The sequence below is a fragment of the Pseudomonas sp. P4_C8 genome (genome assembly GCF_056401975.1).
The window spans coordinates 146763-164190 of record NZ_JBFUIH010000001.1; the positions used below are offsets into that span (position 1 = coordinate 146763).

Genomic DNA, 17428 nt, shown 5'->3' on the forward strand with positions numbered 1-17428 from the left:
AGCGAGAGAATTCCTCTGTCTCGCTGGCGCTTAAACAACAAAAATCCTACCTGTTTAAATGAAGCCTCCTGTTACCACCCGAAGGCTACAACGCCTTGCGTCATCGCCTACGGGTAAGACAGAATCCGCCGGCTTGTGCGTCTAGGGCACGGGTTCTATCGTGGCTGGGTCACTGAAAAGCAGTGATCGGGTTTGGTAGACCCGCAGCATCGACGCATAGCGTCACCTTCGGCGGTCCTTTCTCAGGACTGCGTTTTTATGGTGGCCATGCGCAGGGCTCCTCCGGGGGCGCCGGTTCCGATGCCCGGTCTACCAACCTTCGTATGGCCGCCACCCTCCGTTTGGTAGCGAGAGGGTGATGGCTCCTTTTAAGTAGCATCGGAGTTTCATCTATGATCAAACCAACACCCAACCCACCGGAAACAGATCCGGCATCGCCCTACGAATCCCTCGATTCCAAAAAATTCCATGAAGCGGCCGAACGCGCCCTCGACCATTACCTCAACCCGGCGGCCCAAATCATGGGCAGCACCCACGAACCCGAACCCATGTTCCTCGCCAACCCGAAGTACGACACCGAATCCCTGCTGGCCAACGCCAGCGAATCACTGGGCTCGGCCACCACCATGCTCAGCAATTTTGCGGCGCTACTGGATAACTCACACCGCAAGACCCTGTTGGGGATTACGCAAGTGGTCATGTTGGGGGAGTTGGCGGTGAATCAGGCGTTGGATAACGTCGAGCTTAAGGAGTAAACACAGACCCTCTGTGGCGCAGGGCTAGCTCGTCGCCACAGAGGGAGAGGTAGTAAGTCCGCATGTGCGTGCGCTAAAGCCACGTATTCACCACCCGCCGATCCAGTTCCTCCCAATCCGCCATGCCCAGCACTCGCATGGTGTTCAACCCGCGCAAATAACCGCGCAACTGATTGGCGGTGGCCCGCACAAGCTCCGAGTCAGGCGTGTTTTCGCACAACAGTACGGTTTCGTACTCGACCAGGTACTCGGCCACCCGGTCACGGAAATCGGGTAAAACGGCGTCGCGGATCAAGTCAAAAGTCCTCAAGGAGAGATCCTCATCAATCTTTTCCAGTTGTAATCGGGTGCGTATCCGTCTGCACGGCGCGCAACTATTGCCGGGAGTAATAGTGACCATTACGAAACGCAAGTTCTGCTTTGTCGACGATAGTCGGAAAATCGCCTCCATTGATGAACCGAACCGTTTATTTTCAGGATGAGACTGATGCGCCCTTTATTCGTGCCTGCCATGGTGTTTGCACCTTTGTTGCTCGCCGGTTGTGCCTCCGCGCCGAATGCGCCGACCCTGACCTTGCAGACCAGCAAGACCCCTGCTCAATACGCCGACTGCGTCGTGCCGAAATTGCAGGGCAGTGCGTTGAACCCGACTGTCTCGCAAACCTCGCGCAGCTATCGAATCGTGGTGCCTAGTAAGGTATCGACGGACAACGTGCTGGAAGCCTACAAGGCCGGGAAGGGTGGCAAGGTATTCATCTACGAGCGCCATTTGCTGGCCTCGAACTTCCTGCCTTCGAGTTTTGAACGCGCCGCACAGGATTGCATCTGAAAGGACCGTCGCACCCGCTTGATCAAACCCGCTTCGCCATCAACAACACCGAAGCCGCCGCCGACAACAACCCCGCGCAGCACCGATTGAAGATCCGCTTGCCGGAAGGCTCGGCGAACCAGCGACGCATGTGCAGCCCCATGTAGGCGTACGCACTGATTGCGATCCATTCCAGCATCAAGAACAGCGCGCCGAGTAGCGCGAATTGCGGTGTCACCGCGCGGGTCGGGTCGACGAATTGAGGCAAGAATGCGGTGAAAATCAGGATGGCTTTGGGATTGCCGGCCGCCACCAGAAACTCCTGCCGCGCCAAGGCCAGCACGCCGACGGGGGCGCGGGTGTCAATGCGCTCGGCACCAGGATCAGCGCGCCACAATTGCCAGGCGAGGTAAAACAGGTAGGCCGCGCCGAGGATCTTGATTCCGTAGAACAGCATTTCGGAGGTTTGCAGCACCACCGCCAATCCTGCGGAGGCGAGGGCGATCATGCCGGCAAACGCCAGTAACCGACCGATCCCGGCCACGCAGGAGGCCCGATAGCCGTAACGCGTCGAGTTGCTGACCGACAGCAGGTTATTCGGGCCGGGTGCCATGTTCAGGGCAAAGCAGGCCGGCAGGAAAAGGGTGAGGGTGGCGAGGTCCATGGCGAGTCTCCGCAAACGAGAGCGCCATTTTTATCATGGACGGTGTGCGGCTCGCCCGGTACAGCCATGAACGCAAGCCGCAGTACACTTTCATTTGGCGAATTTTCTCGCGCCCGCGACGCAGAAAATCACCGCCACGGTGACCCCGAGCATGCCAAGGCTGACCTGTTCGTGCAGCAACGTCGCCGCCAGCGCCAAGCCAAAAAACGGCTGCAACAACTGAAGCTGTCCCACCGCCGCAATCCCGCCCTGCGCCAGCCCGCGGTACCAGAACACAAAACCGATCAGCATGCTGAACAGCGACACATACCCCAAGCTCAACCAGGCCGGCACACTGATCCCGGATAACGAAACGGGCATCCGCCACCAGGTCAATGCGGCCATCAACGGTAGCGACAACACCAAGGCCCAACAAATCACCTGCCAGCCGCCCAGTGTTCTGGAGAGCTTGGCGCCTTCGGCATACCCCAGGCCACACGCCAGAATCGCCAACAGCATCAGGACGTCACCGACGGGAGAAGCGCTCAGCCCCTGAGAGACGGCGAAGCCAATCACCAGCAAACTCCCAAGCACCGAAAAAAACCAGAACGCCGGCCGTGGCCGCTCGCCACCGCGCAACACGCCGAAGGCGGCAGTGGCGAGTGGCAGCAGGCCGACGAAGACAATGGAATGCGCCGACGTCACGTATTGCAACGCCAGCGCCGTCAGCAGCGGAAAGCCGATCACCACACCCATTGCGACGATGACCAAAGGCAGCAACTGGCTGCGCGCTGGCCGCTGTTGCTTGAACAGCCATAGCATGCACAGCGCCAGCACGCCGGCGATGGTGGCGCGGGCGACCGTCAGAAACACGGGGTTGAATTCAAGCACGGCCACGCGAGTAGCGGGCAGCGAGCCGCTGAAGATCAGCACGCCGAAGAAGCCATTGATCAGTCCGCTTGCGTGCTTGTCCAGCGTCGGGCTTTTGAGCGTTGAGGTCCTTTCCATTTTGCGTCTCCGTGTCGGGTTGCGTGAATGGCATCTTATGATCCAGGATTAAGAACAATCAAAAAATTGTCATGGATACATCCCACGATGCCACGCTCTCGCTACAAGTCGCTGGTTGACACTTTTGCTGCTGATATTCACTCGGGGCGCTTACTGCCCGGCACACGCTTGCCGACGCACCGCCAGTTGGCCGTCAGCGAAGGCCTGGCGCTGGTCACGGCCAGCCGGGTCTATGCCGAGCTGGAAGCCATGGGGCTGGTCAGTGGCGAAACCGGGCGCGGGACCTTTGTCCGCGAGACCTCGTTGCCACCCAGTCATGGCATTGATCAGCCAGATGTCGCGGCAGGGGTTATCGACCTCAACTTCAACTATCCCTCGCTGCCGGGGCAGGGCGATCTGTTGCGCAATGCCTTGCGTCAACTGGCGTTGTCCGGCGACCTGGAATCACACTTGCGCTATCAGCCCCATGCCGGGCGTGCGCATGAGCGCGCCTCCATCGCCCGCCATTTGAGTAGCCGTGGTTTGACGGTTCAAGCTGAGCAGGTATTGATTGTCAGTGGCGCGCAGCATGGCCTGGCAGTGACGTTGATGGCGCTGCTGCGACCGGGTGACGTGATCGCGGCCGATGCGCTGACCTATTCGGGCTTCAAGGTGCTGGCCGAAGCGTTGCATCTTGAAATCGTGGCCATCCCCGTCACAGCGCAGGGGCCGGATCTTGAGGCGCTGGAAAAACTGTGCCGCAGCCGGACAGTGCGTGCCGTCTACACCATGCCGACCCTGCATAACCCGATGGGCTGGGTGATGGCCGCCGATCAACGCGAACACCTGGTGGCGATTGCGCGCAAGCATGACCTGCACATTATTGAGGACGGGGCCTATGCGTTTCTCGCCGAAGAAGCGCCGCCGCCCATTGCTGAACTGGCCCCGGAACGGACCGTCTACGTGTCCGGTTTTTCCAAGAACGTCGCCACCGGTCTGCGCGTGGGTTTTATCGCGGCACCGGCGCAAAGGGTGGCCGCACTGGAGCGCACGATCAGGGCGACCACCTGGAACACTCCGGGCGTCATGACGGCCATCGCCTGCGCATGGCTCGACGATGGAACGGTCAGCACGCTGGAAGCGCAAAAGCGCGCTGATGCCCAGGCCCGGCAGGCTTTGGCCAGTGAGGTGCTGGCGGGACTGCGCGTGGTTCGCCATCCCTCGTCCTATTTTCTTTGGCTGCCTCTGGTGGAGGATGCACGGGCGGACCAGATCGCCATGGCCTTGATGCGCGAGCACGTTTCGGTCTCGACCGCCGAGCCGTTTGCCACCTCTGTCCATGTGCCGCATGCGATCCGCCTGGCGCTTGGCTCGGTGGGTATGGACACGCTTCGAGAGGCGCTGATGGCGGTGAAGCGAGTGGTCGGGGGTTATACGTAACGGAACTGGCGCGACGACGTTTCTTTTGCAATTGAGAATGATCTACACTTCGCTTCCGTTGCCGGAGGCCCGTCGCTCGTGGAAGTACTGACTTTTTTTTATGACTATTTGTCCAGGTGGGTAATCGAGCCGGTCGCCGACCAGTTTTTCGGCATTTTCGATTTGAACGGCCGCTTCGGCTTGCTGTTTCTCATGACGTCCTACAGCGTCGCCTATGCGCTGTTCCGCTACCGCAAATCCCGTGGATTGACCCACGCCTCTACGTTCTGGCAATTCATCGGTGGCCGCCGGGTTCACCTGCATCGCTCGGCGTTGCTGGATTACCGCTACTACTTCGTCCGCGCCATCCTGAAAGTCATGCTGGTGCTGCCCATCTTCGGCCTGGTGGACGCCTATATCCTGCGCTCCGGCGACTACGTGCGTTTTTTCACTGAGTTGTGGGGCGCGCGCCTGCAAGTCGAGGAACACCCAGCGTTGTCGCTGATCTATGGCCTGGGCGTGTTCATGGTCAAGGATTTCGCCAACTATTGGGGCCACCGGGCCTTTCATACCCGCTGGCTTTGGGATTTCCACAAGGTCCATCATTCGGCGCCGGTGCTGGTCCCGGCGACTGCCAGCCGGATTCACTTTGTGGAAAAAATTGTCGAGAAGGTGACCAATACGCTGTGCATCGGTGCCTTTGCCGGGATCTTCTGGTACGCCTGTGGTGGCGAAATCAGTCGCTACACCCTGTTTGGCGTGACCTGGATGGTGTTGATCCTCAACGGCTTTGCCGCCAACCTGCGCCATACCCATGTATGGCTGTCGTTTGGCCCCGTGATCGAACATGTGCTGAACAGTCCGGCCCAGCATCAGATTCATCACAGTGACGCACCAAAACACTTCAACAAGAACTTCGGCATCAACCTGTCACTCTGGGACTGGATGTTCGGCACGCTCTACGTCACCACCACCAAGCCCGAGGCGATCCGCTTTGGCACCAGCGACGCGGATCACCAGCGTTACCTGACGGTGTACAGCCTGATCGTGACGCCTTTTGTGGACATCGCCCGCAAAATCCGCCTGACGAAACCCGCGCAAACTCTTGCCCCCGAGTTGGTTGACGGGTCGAAGGACGTGCCTCTTCGGTAACAGGACGCCTCCAAACGAATCCATGACCTACGCTTGTTCTCAGGCGCATGTTCAGTGAGCAGGGGTTGCTCCTGAGCGAGATTCAACCGGCACCTACAAAAACAAGATCAGGAGTCCACTCATGTTCGCTTTGTTCCGTCGTTTCAATTTCGCCGCTGCCGTGGCTATCACCGCTGCCGCACTCGCAACACCCGCCCTGGCGCTGGATACCGTCAAGTTCATGGCCCCCGGTTCTGTCGGTGGCGGCTATGACCAGACCGCACGAGATCTGGGCAAAGCCATGATCGAGGCCAAAGTTGCCAAGGCCGTCACCTTCGAAAACAAGGGTGGCGCAGGCGGTACGCTGGGCCTGGCGCAGTTTGCCAACAGCACCAAAGGAGATGGGAGTGCGCTGCTGGTGGTGGGCGCGATCATGGTCTCGGGCATTGAACAGAACAAACCGCAAATTACCCTGAAGGACGTGACACCGATTGCCCGGCTGTTTACCGAATACAACGTGATTGCCGTGCGCAAGGAGTCCGAGTTCAAAACCCTGGACGACTTGTTGACTGCCTTCAAAGCCAAGCCGACCAGCATCACATGGGGCGGCGGCTCAAAGGGCTCGGTCGATCACATCGGTATCGCCGAGCTGGCCGGCAAAATGGATATCCCGGTCAATAAGGTCAATTACGTCGCCTTCGGCGGTGGCGGCGAAGTGGTTGCTCAGGCGCTAGGCGGCCAGCTCAAAGTGATCACCGGCGGTTATGCCGAATTGGGTCAATACATCAAGAACGGCCAGTTCCGCGTCCTCGCCATCGGCGCGCCGGAGCGCGTCGCCGGTATCGATGCTCCGACCCTCAAAGAAAAAGGGTACGACGTGATCATTGGCAATTGGCGCGGTGTGTACGGTGCCGCGGGCCTTAGCCCTGAGCAGCGTAAGGAGCTGACCGACGCTGTCGTCGCTGCCACCAACAGCCAATCCTGGCAAGACAACATTAAAACCAACGCGTGGTCGTCGAGCGTGTTGACCGGCGACGCATTCGGCAAGTTTGTCGACGAAGAACACGTGCGGCTGCGGGCGATGCTGGTTAACGTCGGGCTGCTTTGACATGACCGGGATGCGCAAGATTGTGCCGCCACAGTTGGCGATAGGCCTTGGCCTGATCGCCATCAGTGCGGTACTGGCGGTCGGTGCCTGGTGGTTTCCGCCCGAGATGGGCTTCGTCATTTTGCCCGCGTATGTCTATCCCTCTGGGCTGGCAGTGTTCCTGGGTGTCGTCGGGTTGCTGCTGAGTTATCAAGCCTGCACCGGTGGTTTTCGTGAATTGGCGGACCACGAAGACGAGTCGGCCAAAGCGTTGCCCGGCGGCAAACTCGGTGCGGCGTGGGTGACGGCGGGGCTGGTGGGGGTGGCGTTGTTGATTAACCTCATCGGCTTCGTCCTCGCTGCCGGGCTGCTGTTTGCCTGTTCCGCGCGCGGGTTCGGCAGTCGCCATCCTCTGCGGGATCTGGCCATCGGCATTGCCTTGACGTTGCCGATTTACTGGCTGTTCAACGTCGGGCTCGGGGTTTCCCTGCCGCCCCTTGTCAACGCCTGGATCTGAGCCGGGCTGAAGGAGATCAAACCGGTGGATATTCTCGCAAGCCTGGCGATGGGGTTTTCCGCCGCGCTGTCACCAATCAATTTGATGTGGGGGTTTATCGGCTGTTTGCTCGGCACGGCGATTGGTGTGTTGCCCGGTATCGGACCGGCGCTGACCGTCGCGCTGTTGCTGCCAATCACCGCCAAGGTCGATCCCACTGGCGCGCTGATCATGTTCGCCGGCATCTACTACGGCGCGCAGTTTGGCGGCTCGACCACCTCCATTTTGCTCAACACGCCGGGGGAGTCATCCTCCATGGTCACGGCCCTGGAAGGTAACTTGATGGCCCGCAACGGCCGGGCCGGGCCGGCACTTGCCACGGCGGCAATCGGTTCATTCGTGGCCGGGACCATCGCCACAATTCTGCTGACCCTGTTTGCCCCCGTCGTCGCCACGCTGGCGCTGAAATTTGGCCCGGCGGAATATTTCGCGATTCTGGTGCTCTCGTTCACCACCGTGTCGGCAGTACTTGGCGCGTCGATGCTGCGCGGTTTCGCCTCGCTTGGGGTTGGCCTGGCCATCGGCTTGATCGGGCTGGACTCAACCTCGGGCATCGCCCGTTACACGCTGGGGGTGCCGGAGTTGGTGGATGGCATCGAAGTGGTGTTGGTGGCGGTCGGCTTGTTTGCCGTGGGGGAGGCGCTGTACAGCCTGCTGTATCAAAAAGAAGAAAGCAGCGGTCGGCACCGCTTGACCTCGTTGTGGATGACCCGCGCCGACTGGAAACGCTCGGTTCCGGCCTGGCTGCGCGGCACGCTGATCGGTTTCCCGTTCGGCTCTATTCCGGCGGGTGGCGCCGAGATTCCGACGTTTCTGTCCTATTCGGCCGAACGCAAGCTGAGCAAGTACCCGAAAGAGTTTGCGGGCAGCAAGGGCGAGGGCGCGATTGAAGGGGTTGCTGGCCCCGAGGCGGCCAACAACGCCAGCGCGACGGGCTCGTTGGTGCCGCTGCTGACGCTGGGCATTCCGACCTCCGCGACGGCGGCCATCCTGTTGGCAGCGTTCCAGAACTACAACCTGCAACCGGGGCCGATGTTGTTCCAGACCTCGGGTGACCTGGTCTGGACCCTCGTCGCCTCGCTGTACATCGGCAACGTTATTCTGCTGGTGTTGAACCTGCCGTTGGTGGGGTTGTGGGTGAAACTACTGCAAATTCCCCGGCCGTACTTGAATGCCGGCATTCTGGTGTTTGCCACCATCGGCGTGTACGGCATGCGCCACTCTTCGTTTGATCTGCTGCTGATGCTCGGCATCGGCTGGGGCGGGGTGCTGATGCGGCGTTTCGATTTCCCCGTGGCGCCGGTGATCGTCGGTATGTTGCTGGGGCCGATGGCTGAAAAACAATTGCGCAACGCCTTGTCCATTAGCGAAGGCGATTGGCTGATCTTTGTCACGCAACCCATCGCCGCGTCGTTCCTCGCGCTGACGCTTTTGGTGTTGATCGTTCCGCATTTGCTCCACGCTCGGGGCATCAAATTGCATGAGGATGATTGAATCAACGCGCGACCTGTGTAGCAGCTGCCGAAGGCTGCGTTCGAGGACGAAGTCCTCGTAAACCAGGCACAGCAGTCTTTCTGAAAGAACTTGCTGTCCGGTTCGACGACTGCTACGCCCGAGCGCGGACCGGCCGACGCAGGCTTCGCCAGCTGCTACAAAACGTGTCGTTACTCTTTAGGTAGTTTTCTTCAATACGCGGGGCAGGGTGCTCAGTACCGTGAGCGCTGATTTCCCTGAATTGAAGAAGGTGTGCGATGAGTCTGATTATCTCCATGGCAACGTTTGCACTGGTGGCGTCCATAACGCCGGGGCCGGTGAATATTGTGGCGTTGAGTTCGGGCGCGCAGTTTGGCTTTCGCGCCAGTCAACGTCACGTTGCAGGGGCAACGCTGGGGTTCGTGTTGTTGCTGGTGCTGATGGGCCTGGGGCTGCATGAAATATTACGGTTGTGGCCAGCGTTGACGCGGGTGGTGCAATGGGCGGGCGTGGCGTTTTTGTTGTTCATGGCCTGGAAACTGGCGGCGGACGATGGTCGTCTCGATGCCAAGGCGTCGGCAAAGGCGCCATCGATGGTGTATGGCGCGGTCATGCAGTGGCTCAACCCGAAAGCCTGGCTGGCTTGCGTGGCGGGGATGGGCGCATTCGTCGCGGACGGCGAGGCGCGGTTGGTGTGGCAGTTTGCGGCGGTGTATCTGGTGATCTGCTATGTGTCCGTCGGCTGTTGGGCGTACGCCGGGACATTTTTGCGTGGCTATCTGGACAACCCGGCGGGCATGCGCCTGTTTAATCGGACCATGGCGTTGCTGTTGGCAGTGTGTGCGGTCGGATTGATGTTTTCCTGAAACCACACCCCTTCAAACGAGGTGTGGAGTCATTAGGAGCGTCGGGTAGCGAACCTCAACTCAAACCGCTCAAGGCGCTTTCGGTCGCGACACTCAGCGGGGTGAATCGACCCTTCCTCAATTCTGCAATCGCGTAGATCGCACGGGCGGTACGGCCATTGCCATCGACAAAGCTGTGGTAGCCAAGGAATGCTCCCAGCATCTGTTTCGCGAAATGCTGGTGATCCGGATCAAGTGTTGCGAGGTGCTTTTCCAACAGCGCCGCACCCGAGACATTTGAAGGATAACGGGCCTCTGCGGTCGGGCTACGGAAACTCCCCGTCACCTCGGGCGCGATACGCCGATGCAATTCGTTATAGACCGAAGGGGAAGTCAGGGGCAGGTTGTTGGCGCTGTATTCTCCAAGCACGTCTCTAATGTTGTCCGCCTGGTTTCGAGAGTTGGAAGCCTTGAGAATCCAGGCGTTGGCACGTTCACTGTCGCCAGTTAAACCACTGGGATTAAAGGTAAGTTCATCAAGGATGCCGTCGAAAGGTGCCTTGCCAAGGTCTTTGGCGATCAAGGCACTCTGATGCAAGCTCATCGCCCTCAGATTTTTGTTTTCTACCTTCAGCAGGCCATGGAAGATTTCCGCCAACGTTGTGTGTTCCTGGAACTGACGCAGGTTGGTCAGGGAAAACTTTTCAGCCTGACGCCGGATCAGCCTGTCGACAACGCCTGGGTCCAGGACTTCTTCGAGCAACCGGGCAGGTTCGGACTTGAGGGCAATGTCGACCAGTGAATGCTCCAGCAGATGTTGAAGCTCTTGTTCTGGAATGTTCTTCAGCAGGTTCGCATCAGGTGCGCGTAGATGCTTGAGCACCTGGTCGGCGGTTTCGATGCCATCAGCCTTGAAAATCGTGCGTGCATGACTGACAGCGTCCAGCGACATACGGATCTTCGTTGCCGCGCCCGTATGGTCGACGGCGCTGAGCAGATCATAGGTGTTCGCGCCGGTCAAATAGCGCAATTGCTGCCTTGCCAGATGCGGGGCAGACAGAGCATGCGCTCCGAGTTTTTTCACGCCTCTACCCAGTAATTTGCCGCCCCCCTGGAGCAATGGCGGCAGGCCGTCCAGTGGGTTGAACAGGCTGAGGATTGTCCGGCTGAGCACTTTGGAAGCAGACAATAGCCGGGTAGCCACGGTTGCAGTTTTGGCGGTGGTGGCGGCAATTTTTCCCGGCACGGCTGCAAACGACATAGCGACCAGTGCCGCGTCCATGACGCACCCGGAGATTGCGCTCTTCTGCCTGGATGGAACACCCGAGGACAGCTCCTCGATGCACTCCTTGAAGGGAATGATCAGGTTGAGAATGGAATTGAAGACCGCATCGGTCTTTTCTATGGCCCGCTCTCGTACCGTTTGATCGAAACCCAATTGCTTCAGCTCATCTTCGGTGAAATATGGGTTTTCTTCAGCCATTAGCTGGCCGATGGCCTTTTGGCGCGGCGACCGCAAATAAGCGGGGGGAGATGCCGGCTCTGCTTCATTCAGTGGCGCCTTGAGTTCACCGATCTTTCGGATAAACACTTTGGAATGGGCATTGTCCCGTGGTTCAAGGTTTTGAAGATAGGCGTCTACGTCGACCGGTATGTTCTCGATAACTTTGTGGTGAGCAACGTCTGGCTCAAAGTCATTCAGATTCCGACCCAACAGCGGACGGAACAGGGGTTCAAGTTGTTGATTGGGATTGCATTCCAGTCTTAATGGAAAAACTTCATAACACCGAACGTTATCGCGCCATTTGGCACACAGGATGACACCAAAACGCCCCGTCGTTCCCGGGGCAACAACAGGATCAGTCACAATGCCTGGTCGTGCAGCTGAAAAGGTGGTTTTTGTATATTGTCGAATGCAATAAATATCAAGAGCGCCGTACTCTACGTAGTCGGCGTCTTCGGGTTTTAATTGCGACAGTGCAATGACTATGTTGCTGGTCAGTGCCTCGGTTGTTTCTCTGTAATATTTGTCTATAGCTTCTTCGTATATATCGGCAATCGGAAACAGGCTGCTCAGTTGAGGGAATGAGTGGTAAATGCTGTTTCCCCCGGGGCGGTCCCAATCCTCGGTGTGAAGTTCATCCCCCAAGTACAGATCGATAACCGATACCTTCCTTCCTGCGCCACCCCCCGTGCCGCGATGTTTAACCAGGAGCTCCTCAGGGTCACAGTCAGGTATCTCTGCTTTCAGTGCTTTTAGAGCCAGCGGCTTGCGATGGGGTAATGGTTTGCCAAGTTTGCTCGCGGCATCCGTTATCAAATCGACGTACTGGTTGTATTTACTAAACGCGAGGGTAACGGCTTCCTGGCTCAGTTTGCCCCCGACGTCCCGGGTGATCAGGTTGTTCATCACTGCCCAGGTCATCACCGGGTCAGCCGAGGTTGCAGCAAACATTGCCTCCAGTTGAGGGGAGAGCTTCGACAGCCGACTGAAACCGAGCAAGTGCTGATAGCCCATGCTTCGAGAAATACCAGGGGCGACAGCTTCTGCAAAGTGCACGGATTGGGTGAAGACGACCCAGCCAGGGGTACCGATCCGCAATTTCTCCGGCAGATCCAGGGCCAGATACTCCGGCGCCATCCCCCCCAGAATCAACTCGGCCACCAGCGGTGCGATCAGGGTGTCGAGCCTGAGCGTATCGACCAGATGCAGTTCCAGTTGCCGGCGCACCTGCGCTGGCCGGCTCAACAAGTAACGCTTGGAGTACAAGTCAAAGCCTGCAAACGTGGTGTTGGCAATGTCGGCGTCAGGGTCAAGGTCAAGCAGCATCACTGCAATCATTAGTTGCTCTATGAACTGCTCTGTCGGCTTGGGATCTTTGTCTTCGGCGAACCAGCCGAGAGCGTCGATATACGCTTGCCCATTGGCCGAAGACACTACCGCGCTGTCGATCAGACGGCTCAGTCGGGCAGGTACCCGGTCTGGAGAACCGCTTTCGAGTACCACCGATCGAGCGTACAGCGCAGCCAACGAGATCAAGCCTTCAGTTTCTTCTTCTGTGACTCGACGAATGATTGCGCGGTTTTCTTCCGTCAGCTTGAACGGTGAGTCCTCGGGGCAATCCAGCAACTGCCAGTAGTTCTCATACGGTGAGTTTTCGGGAAGGGTGGCGAAATGGAGTAAATCAATGAGTTCATTGGCACCTTCTTCAGTGGTGGGAAGTGGCAATTCGTGGAAGCGCAACCACTGACCGACTGTAATCTGTTTGCTTGACGTAACCATCCCGCCGGTCATCTTTGCGATGCTGGCCAACAGGCTAAGGCTTTCATCGAAATCCGCGACACCGGAGAAATGCCGGGTGATGTCTACACCCGCGGAAAAGTAAGGGACGGTGACGTGAGTGTCCTCACTTTGGTGGCTGCTGAGATTTTCGTAGGCGTAATAAATACGAGCATTTTCATCGACGTAAAAGGCCACTGGTTGTGGGAGAGATTGTTCGGATCGAATCCTGACAAAGTCTGGATGCCGGATAAGTCTCACCAGACTAAAAGCCCCCGGACGATGCAGATCATCAAAATCGGTGTCTTCTACCCGGGAAGTTGCCAGGCGGTCCCATTCCCACTCAATGGTTTCTTTTACTCCTTGATCGCCGATAAAGTTGGAAATGGCTTCGGTGATCAATTGTTTTTGATGTTGGTTTTTAGATTGAAAGAGGGTGTTGTTTAAATCACTCAAGTTGGAAGCTCCGTCTTCTGGTTTCGGTGTGGGGCGAGCTTAAGTGAATGCGTGGAGAAGTGTCGTCGCACTTATATGACGGCGTGTTTCATTCTTCAGAAATAGTTGGAGAGATTGGTTGGTGTATATGTAACGAATGTTTAATCATGCAAGGCTGGGCCCAGGTTAAAACATTAACCGCGATACTGCCCCGGTGTCGCCGCCAGATGCTGTTTAAACGCCCGTTGAAAATGCGCCTGATCAGCAAACCCTGCTTCCAGCGCTACATCGGCAATCAACTTGCCACTGCGCAATTGATCGCGGGCGAACTGGATACGTCGGTTGACCAGAAACGCATGGGGCGTCATGCCGTAATGCTGTTTGAAGGCGCGAATCAGGTACGACGGCGACAGTTGAGCCGCCTCGCAAATGTCCTCAAGCTTGAGCAGCTGCGTGCAGTTGTCGCGGATGTAGTCAGCAGCGCGTTCCAGCTTGAAATTGGGTTCGCGCAGCGGTTGGTCAACGGGGTTGAGCCGCTGTTGTACATCAGTGAAAAACTCCACCGCCACGCTGTGTTTGCACAGCACGTCCTGCAGGGGATCGACCAGTATTTCGTACAGACCTTTCAGGCCGGTAAACAGCTGGATATCGCGGGTATGGGTGGTGGAAAAGCGTCGAAACGCCGAGTCCTGGCTGAAGCCAAGCTGATGCTGCAAGTCGGTCAGCCAGGGTGTCTCGACGTACAGCATCAGGTACGACCATGGCTGGTCGTCGATCGGATTGCAGGCGTGAACGTCGTCCGGATTCATCAGCACCACGGTGCCGGTACTGACCTGAAACGCGGCTTGCTCATGCAGGTAGGTGCTGCACCCGGCAGTGATCGCACCGATGGAAAAGTGCTCGTGGGCGTGCCGGGTGTAGCAGACGTCACGACCGTCGGCGATGGAGCGGGCTTCGATGAAGGGCAGGGCGTCATCACGCCAGAAGCGCGGGGCCTTGTCAGCGTTTTTGGCAGCGGCGTGCTTCATCGTCAGCGTCCTCGGCAGGTCAGCCCTGGAGTGTATTAGCTCTCGCCGTCAAAGGCTCGTTGCAAGGCTGCGATGTCGAGCTTTTTCATCTGCATCATGGCTTGCATGGCGCGCTGGGACTTGGTCGTGTTCGGGTCTTTCAACATCTCCATGAACGGGATCGGGACGATTTGCCAAGACAGCCCGTATTTGTCCTTGAGCCAGCCACACTGCTGGGCCTGCGGCTCGCCACCGGCGGAAAGCGTGCCCCAGTAATGGTCGATTTCTTCCTGTGTCTGGCAGTTGACCTGAAAGGAAACCGCTTCATTGAACTTGAAATGGGGGCCGCCATTGAGGCCGGTAAAAGGTTGCCCATCGAGCTCAAAGCTGACTGTCAGCACCAGGCCTTCAGGCATGCCGTGAACCTCCTGGCCAGCCTTGCCGTAATGAGTGGTGCCGGTGATTTTTGAATGATCGAAAATCGAACAGTAATACTTCGCCGCCTCTTCGGCCTGAGTGTTGAACCAAAGGCAGGGAGTCAGTTTTTGCACGCGTTGCATGGTGGTGCTCCTCTACGGGTTACTCATGCTGGACTATCAGCGTAGTCAGCCTGTCGACGATCAGTTGGACCGTAGATCGATAACTTGATGGAAATAGAAGTCAAAGTGACTAGATGTAAGGTCATATAGACTATTTTTCGGTGTGGTCGATATGACTTCATATTTCTCAAGATATTGATTTAAAAGGGTTAAATTCCTGGCGCGAGACTTGATACTCAAAACGTACAACTGACCCGCTTCAGGAGTACGGCAAAATGTTCGATTTTTTCGATAACCCTCTGACCGTTCTGAACCTGTCGAGCAAAGTGCTCGGCGCTGGCCTGACCATGCTGTTGGCCGGTATCTATGGCGCCTACCTGTACGGCGGTCATTTGCCGATCGTGGTGTTGGTGTCGATGCATGCCATGACCATCATCGGGCCGACCTTAATCAAGATTGGCTACGTCATGCGCCTGCTGGCTCAGTATCGGTTGGGTAAAGGCCTGACCCATGCGGTGGCTTGAGATGAGAAAAATCGCCGCTGCCCCGGTATTCAGCCTCGGATTTCGACCGTTCTTTTTCGCCGGCGCCGTGTTTGCGGCCGTCGCTGTGGCGATCTGGGCACTTTGGCTGTATGGCCGCTTGCCCGGTGCGCAACCGATGGGCGGTATGTTGAGCTGGCATCGGCACGAGATGCCGTTCGGGTTTGCCACGGCCATCATCGCCGGGTTTCTGTTGACGGCGGTGCCGAACTGGACCGGGCGTCCCGGCTTGAGCGGCTGGCCGTTGATCGGGCTGGTGCTGGTGTGGTTGTTGGCGCGATTGGCGTGGTTGCTGCCGATCCCTGCGCCCCTGTTGATTGCTCTGCAGACACCTTTTCTGCCGTTGCTGGCGTGGATGTTGGGTCGGGATTTGGTGGCGGTCGGCAAGCGTGAGAACTATCCGATTTTATTGGTGGTAGCCCTGATAGCCAGCTGCCAGGCGCTGACGCTGTGGGGGATCGTCACTGATGACGTCGGGCTGCAGCGCCGCGGTGTGCTGGCGGCCCTGTGGCTGGTGGCAGCGTTGATGACAGTGATTGGTGGGCGGGTCATTCCGTTTTTCATTCAGCGCGGCTTGAACCGTCCCGCCACGCCTGCGGCGCATCCGCTGCCCACTAAAATCCTGCTGGTGAGTTCGTTGTTGGCGGCGGTGTCCTTCGCCAGTGGTTTGAACGATATCCCGAGGGTGTGGTTGGCAGCGTTGTTTCTGCTGATGGGCACTTTGCATCTGCTGCGTTTGTGGCGCTGGCATGATCGAGGCATTTGGCGGGTGCCACTGCTGTGGTCGCTGTACCTGGCGTATGCCTGGCTGCTGATGGCCGCGCTGGCGATGGCGCTGTGGCATGCGGGGCTGATGCCACAACAAAGTCTGGCCACCCATGCGCTGGCCGTGGGCGGCATCGGCGGGTTGATCCTGGCGATGATTGCCCGCGTCAGCCTTGGCCACACCGGGCGACTGTTGCAGCCGTCGAAAACCGTGGTGCTGGGCTTTGCCTTGCTGATCGTCGCTGGCGTCTGCCGGGTGTTGCTGGTTCCGTTTTCCGGGGTAGGGCTGGGACTCTCGGCGCTGCTGTGGTGCGCGGCGTTTGGCCTGTTCCTGACGCGATACACGGCAATCTTGTTCACGCCAAGGGTCTAGTGCCCCAAGCCACCCCGTAGCAGCTGCCGAGCAGCGCGAGGCTGCGTCCGGCGACGAAGTCGCCGTAAAATCAGACACTGCGGTGTGACAGAAAAACCGCATTCGCAGGGTGTACGACGACTTTGTCGCCGGACGCAGCCTCGCGCTGCTCGGCAACTGCTACAAGCCATCAGATTGGTCTTGAAGGGGTGACCGGTGGTCGATGAACCGGTCTCGCCCGACATTTTGCGCTTAGCTGAAGGGAGAACCCCAAGGCGCGCACAGGCAGTTGATTGTCACAGCGACGCCCTTCAGAACACCGTGAGTCTGAGGACAATCACAATGCTGACCCTCAACATCAATGGCAAGGATCAGGAGCTCGATGTCCCGGCGGACATGCCGCTGCTCTGGGTGCTACGCGATGTTGTGCACCTCACCGGCACCAAATTCGGCTGCGGCATGGCCCAGTGCGGCGCCTGCACCGTGCACGTCGACGGTGCGCCGTTACGTTCCTGCATTACGCCCGCTACAGCCGTGTCCCACGGACAGAAAATCCTCACCATCGAAGGCCTGTCCACTGACGGCTCGCACCCGGTGCAACAAGCCTGGGCCGAACTCGATGTGGTGCAGTGCGGTTACTGCCAGTCCGGGCAAATCATGTCCGCCGCCGCGTTGCTGGCGAAGATTCCCCAACCCACCGACAGCGACATCGATCAGGCGCTCTCCGGCAACATCTGCCGCTGCGGCACCTACCCAAGGATTCGCGCAGCGGTCAAACGTGCCGCCGGGATGGGTTGACGTTGA

General features: G+C 58.3%; 17 protein-coding genes. 11 read left to right on the plus strand and 6 right to left on the minus strand.

Features of this window, described 5'->3' with window-relative positions:
* The first annotated feature begins 392 nt into the window (after positions 1–392).
* A complete protein-coding gene (locus AC1DWM_RS00580; RefSeq protein ID WP_477794415.1) occupies positions 393–755 on the plus strand; it encodes a DUF6124 family protein in 363 nt (120 codons plus the stop codon).
* A gap of 73 nt (positions 756–828) precedes the next feature.
* On the opposite strand, the gene AC1DWM_RS00585 is transcribed toward AC1DWM_RS00580, so the two are convergent.
* Positions 829–1065: a hypothetical protein gene (locus AC1DWM_RS00585; RefSeq protein WP_452626190.1), complete on the minus strand. Its 237-nt coding sequence runs from the start codon at positions 1063–1065 to the stop codon at positions 829–831.
* Positions 1066–1242: 177 nt separating this feature from the next.
* Between AC1DWM_RS00585 and AC1DWM_RS00590 the strand changes: the two genes are divergently transcribed.
* Entirely contained in the window at positions 1243–1584 is a 342-nt protein-coding gene (locus AC1DWM_RS00590; RefSeq protein ID WP_223520892.1) for a YajG family lipoprotein, read from the plus strand.
* 22 nt (positions 1585–1606) lie between these two features.
* On the opposite strand, the gene AC1DWM_RS00595 is transcribed toward AC1DWM_RS00590, so the two are convergent.
* Both AC1DWM_RS00595 and AC1DWM_RS00600 read right to left on the minus strand, forming a co-directional pair.
* Positions 1607–2227, minus strand: coding sequence for a LysE family translocator (locus tag AC1DWM_RS00595; protein WP_223520890.1), 621 nt, complete (start codon positions 2225–2227; stop codon positions 1607–1609).
* Between the two features lie 90 nt (positions 2228–2317).
* Entirely contained in the window at positions 2318–3214 is an 897-nt protein-coding gene (locus AC1DWM_RS00600) for a DMT family transporter (protein WP_223520887.1), read from the minus strand.
* Positions 3215–3301: 87 nt separating this feature from the next.
* Here AC1DWM_RS00600 and AC1DWM_RS00605 point away from each other — a divergent pair, with 87 nt between their 5' ends.
* The 6 genes from AC1DWM_RS00605 to AC1DWM_RS00630 all read left to right on the plus strand — a co-directional run bounded on the left by AC1DWM_RS00605 (position 3302) and on the right by AC1DWM_RS00630 (position 9725).
* Entirely contained in the window at positions 3302–4633 is a 1332-nt protein-coding gene (locus AC1DWM_RS00605) for an aminotransferase-like domain-containing protein (RefSeq protein ID WP_477794416.1), read from the plus strand.
* A gap of 78 nt (positions 4634–4711) precedes the next feature.
* Positions 4712–5764, plus strand: a complete 1053-nt coding sequence (locus tag AC1DWM_RS00610; RefSeq protein WP_477794417.1) for a sterol desaturase family protein — start codon at positions 4712–4714, stop codon at positions 5762–5764.
* 121 nt (positions 5765–5885) lie between these two features.
* Positions 5886–6851, plus strand: a complete 966-nt coding sequence (locus AC1DWM_RS00615) for a tripartite tricarboxylate transporter substrate binding protein (RefSeq protein WP_223520880.1) — start codon at positions 5886–5888, stop codon at positions 6849–6851.
* 1 nt (position 6852) lies between these two features.
* Positions 6853–7347, plus strand: coding sequence for a tripartite tricarboxylate transporter TctB family protein (locus tag AC1DWM_RS00620; RefSeq protein WP_223520877.1), 495 nt, complete (start codon positions 6853–6855; stop codon positions 7345–7347).
* Positions 7348–7371: 24 nt separating this feature from the next.
* Complete coding sequence (locus tag AC1DWM_RS00625) at positions 7372–8880, plus strand: tripartite tricarboxylate transporter permease (protein WP_223520874.1); 1509 nt, start codon at positions 7372–7374, stop codon at positions 8878–8880.
* 257 nt (positions 8881–9137) lie between these two features.
* Entirely contained in the window at positions 9138–9725 is a 588-nt protein-coding gene (locus AC1DWM_RS00630; protein ID WP_223520872.1) for a LysE family translocator, read from the plus strand.
* Between the two features lie 55 nt (positions 9726–9780).
* On the opposite strand, the gene AC1DWM_RS00635 is transcribed toward AC1DWM_RS00630, so the two are convergent.
* From AC1DWM_RS00635 to AC1DWM_RS00645, 3 genes are all read right to left on the minus strand, one after another.
* Positions 9781–13440, minus strand: coding sequence for a hypothetical protein (locus tag AC1DWM_RS00635; RefSeq protein ID WP_477794418.1), 3660 nt, complete (start codon positions 13438–13440; stop codon positions 9781–9783).
* 173 nt (positions 13441–13613) lie between these two features.
* Positions 13614–14447, minus strand: a complete 834-nt coding sequence (locus tag AC1DWM_RS00640; RefSeq protein WP_223520867.1) for an AraC family transcriptional regulator — start codon at positions 14445–14447, stop codon at positions 13614–13616.
* 35 nt (positions 14448–14482) lie between these two features.
* Positions 14483–14986 (minus strand): VOC family protein, encoded by a 504-nt coding sequence (locus AC1DWM_RS00645; protein ID WP_223520864.1) that lies wholly within the window; start codon positions 14984–14986, stop codon positions 14483–14485.
* Between the two features lie 254 nt (positions 14987–15240).
* On the opposite strand from AC1DWM_RS00645, the gene AC1DWM_RS00650 reads away from it, so the two are divergent.
* The 3 genes from AC1DWM_RS00650 to AC1DWM_RS00660 all read left to right on the plus strand — a co-directional run bounded on the left by AC1DWM_RS00650 (position 15241) and on the right by AC1DWM_RS00660 (position 17422).
* The gene (locus AC1DWM_RS00650) at positions 15241–15489 is read left to right on the plus strand and encodes a transmembrane sensor/regulator PpyR (RefSeq protein ID WP_223520861.1); all 249 of its coding nucleotides are present in this window, start codon (positions 15241–15243) and stop codon (positions 15487–15489) included.
* A 1-nt stretch (position 15490) separates the two neighbouring features.
* Positions 15491–16645: an NnrS family protein gene (locus tag AC1DWM_RS00655; RefSeq protein WP_477794419.1), complete on the plus strand. Its 1155-nt coding sequence runs from the start codon at positions 15491–15493 to the stop codon at positions 16643–16645.
* 321 nt (positions 16646–16966) lie between these two features.
* Positions 16967–17422 carry a (2Fe-2S)-binding protein gene (locus AC1DWM_RS00660; protein WP_223520855.1) on the plus strand — a complete coding sequence of 152 codons (456 nt, stop codon included), beginning with the start codon at positions 16967–16969 and terminating at the stop codon, positions 17420–17422.
* Positions 17423–17428 lie beyond the last annotated feature (6 nt).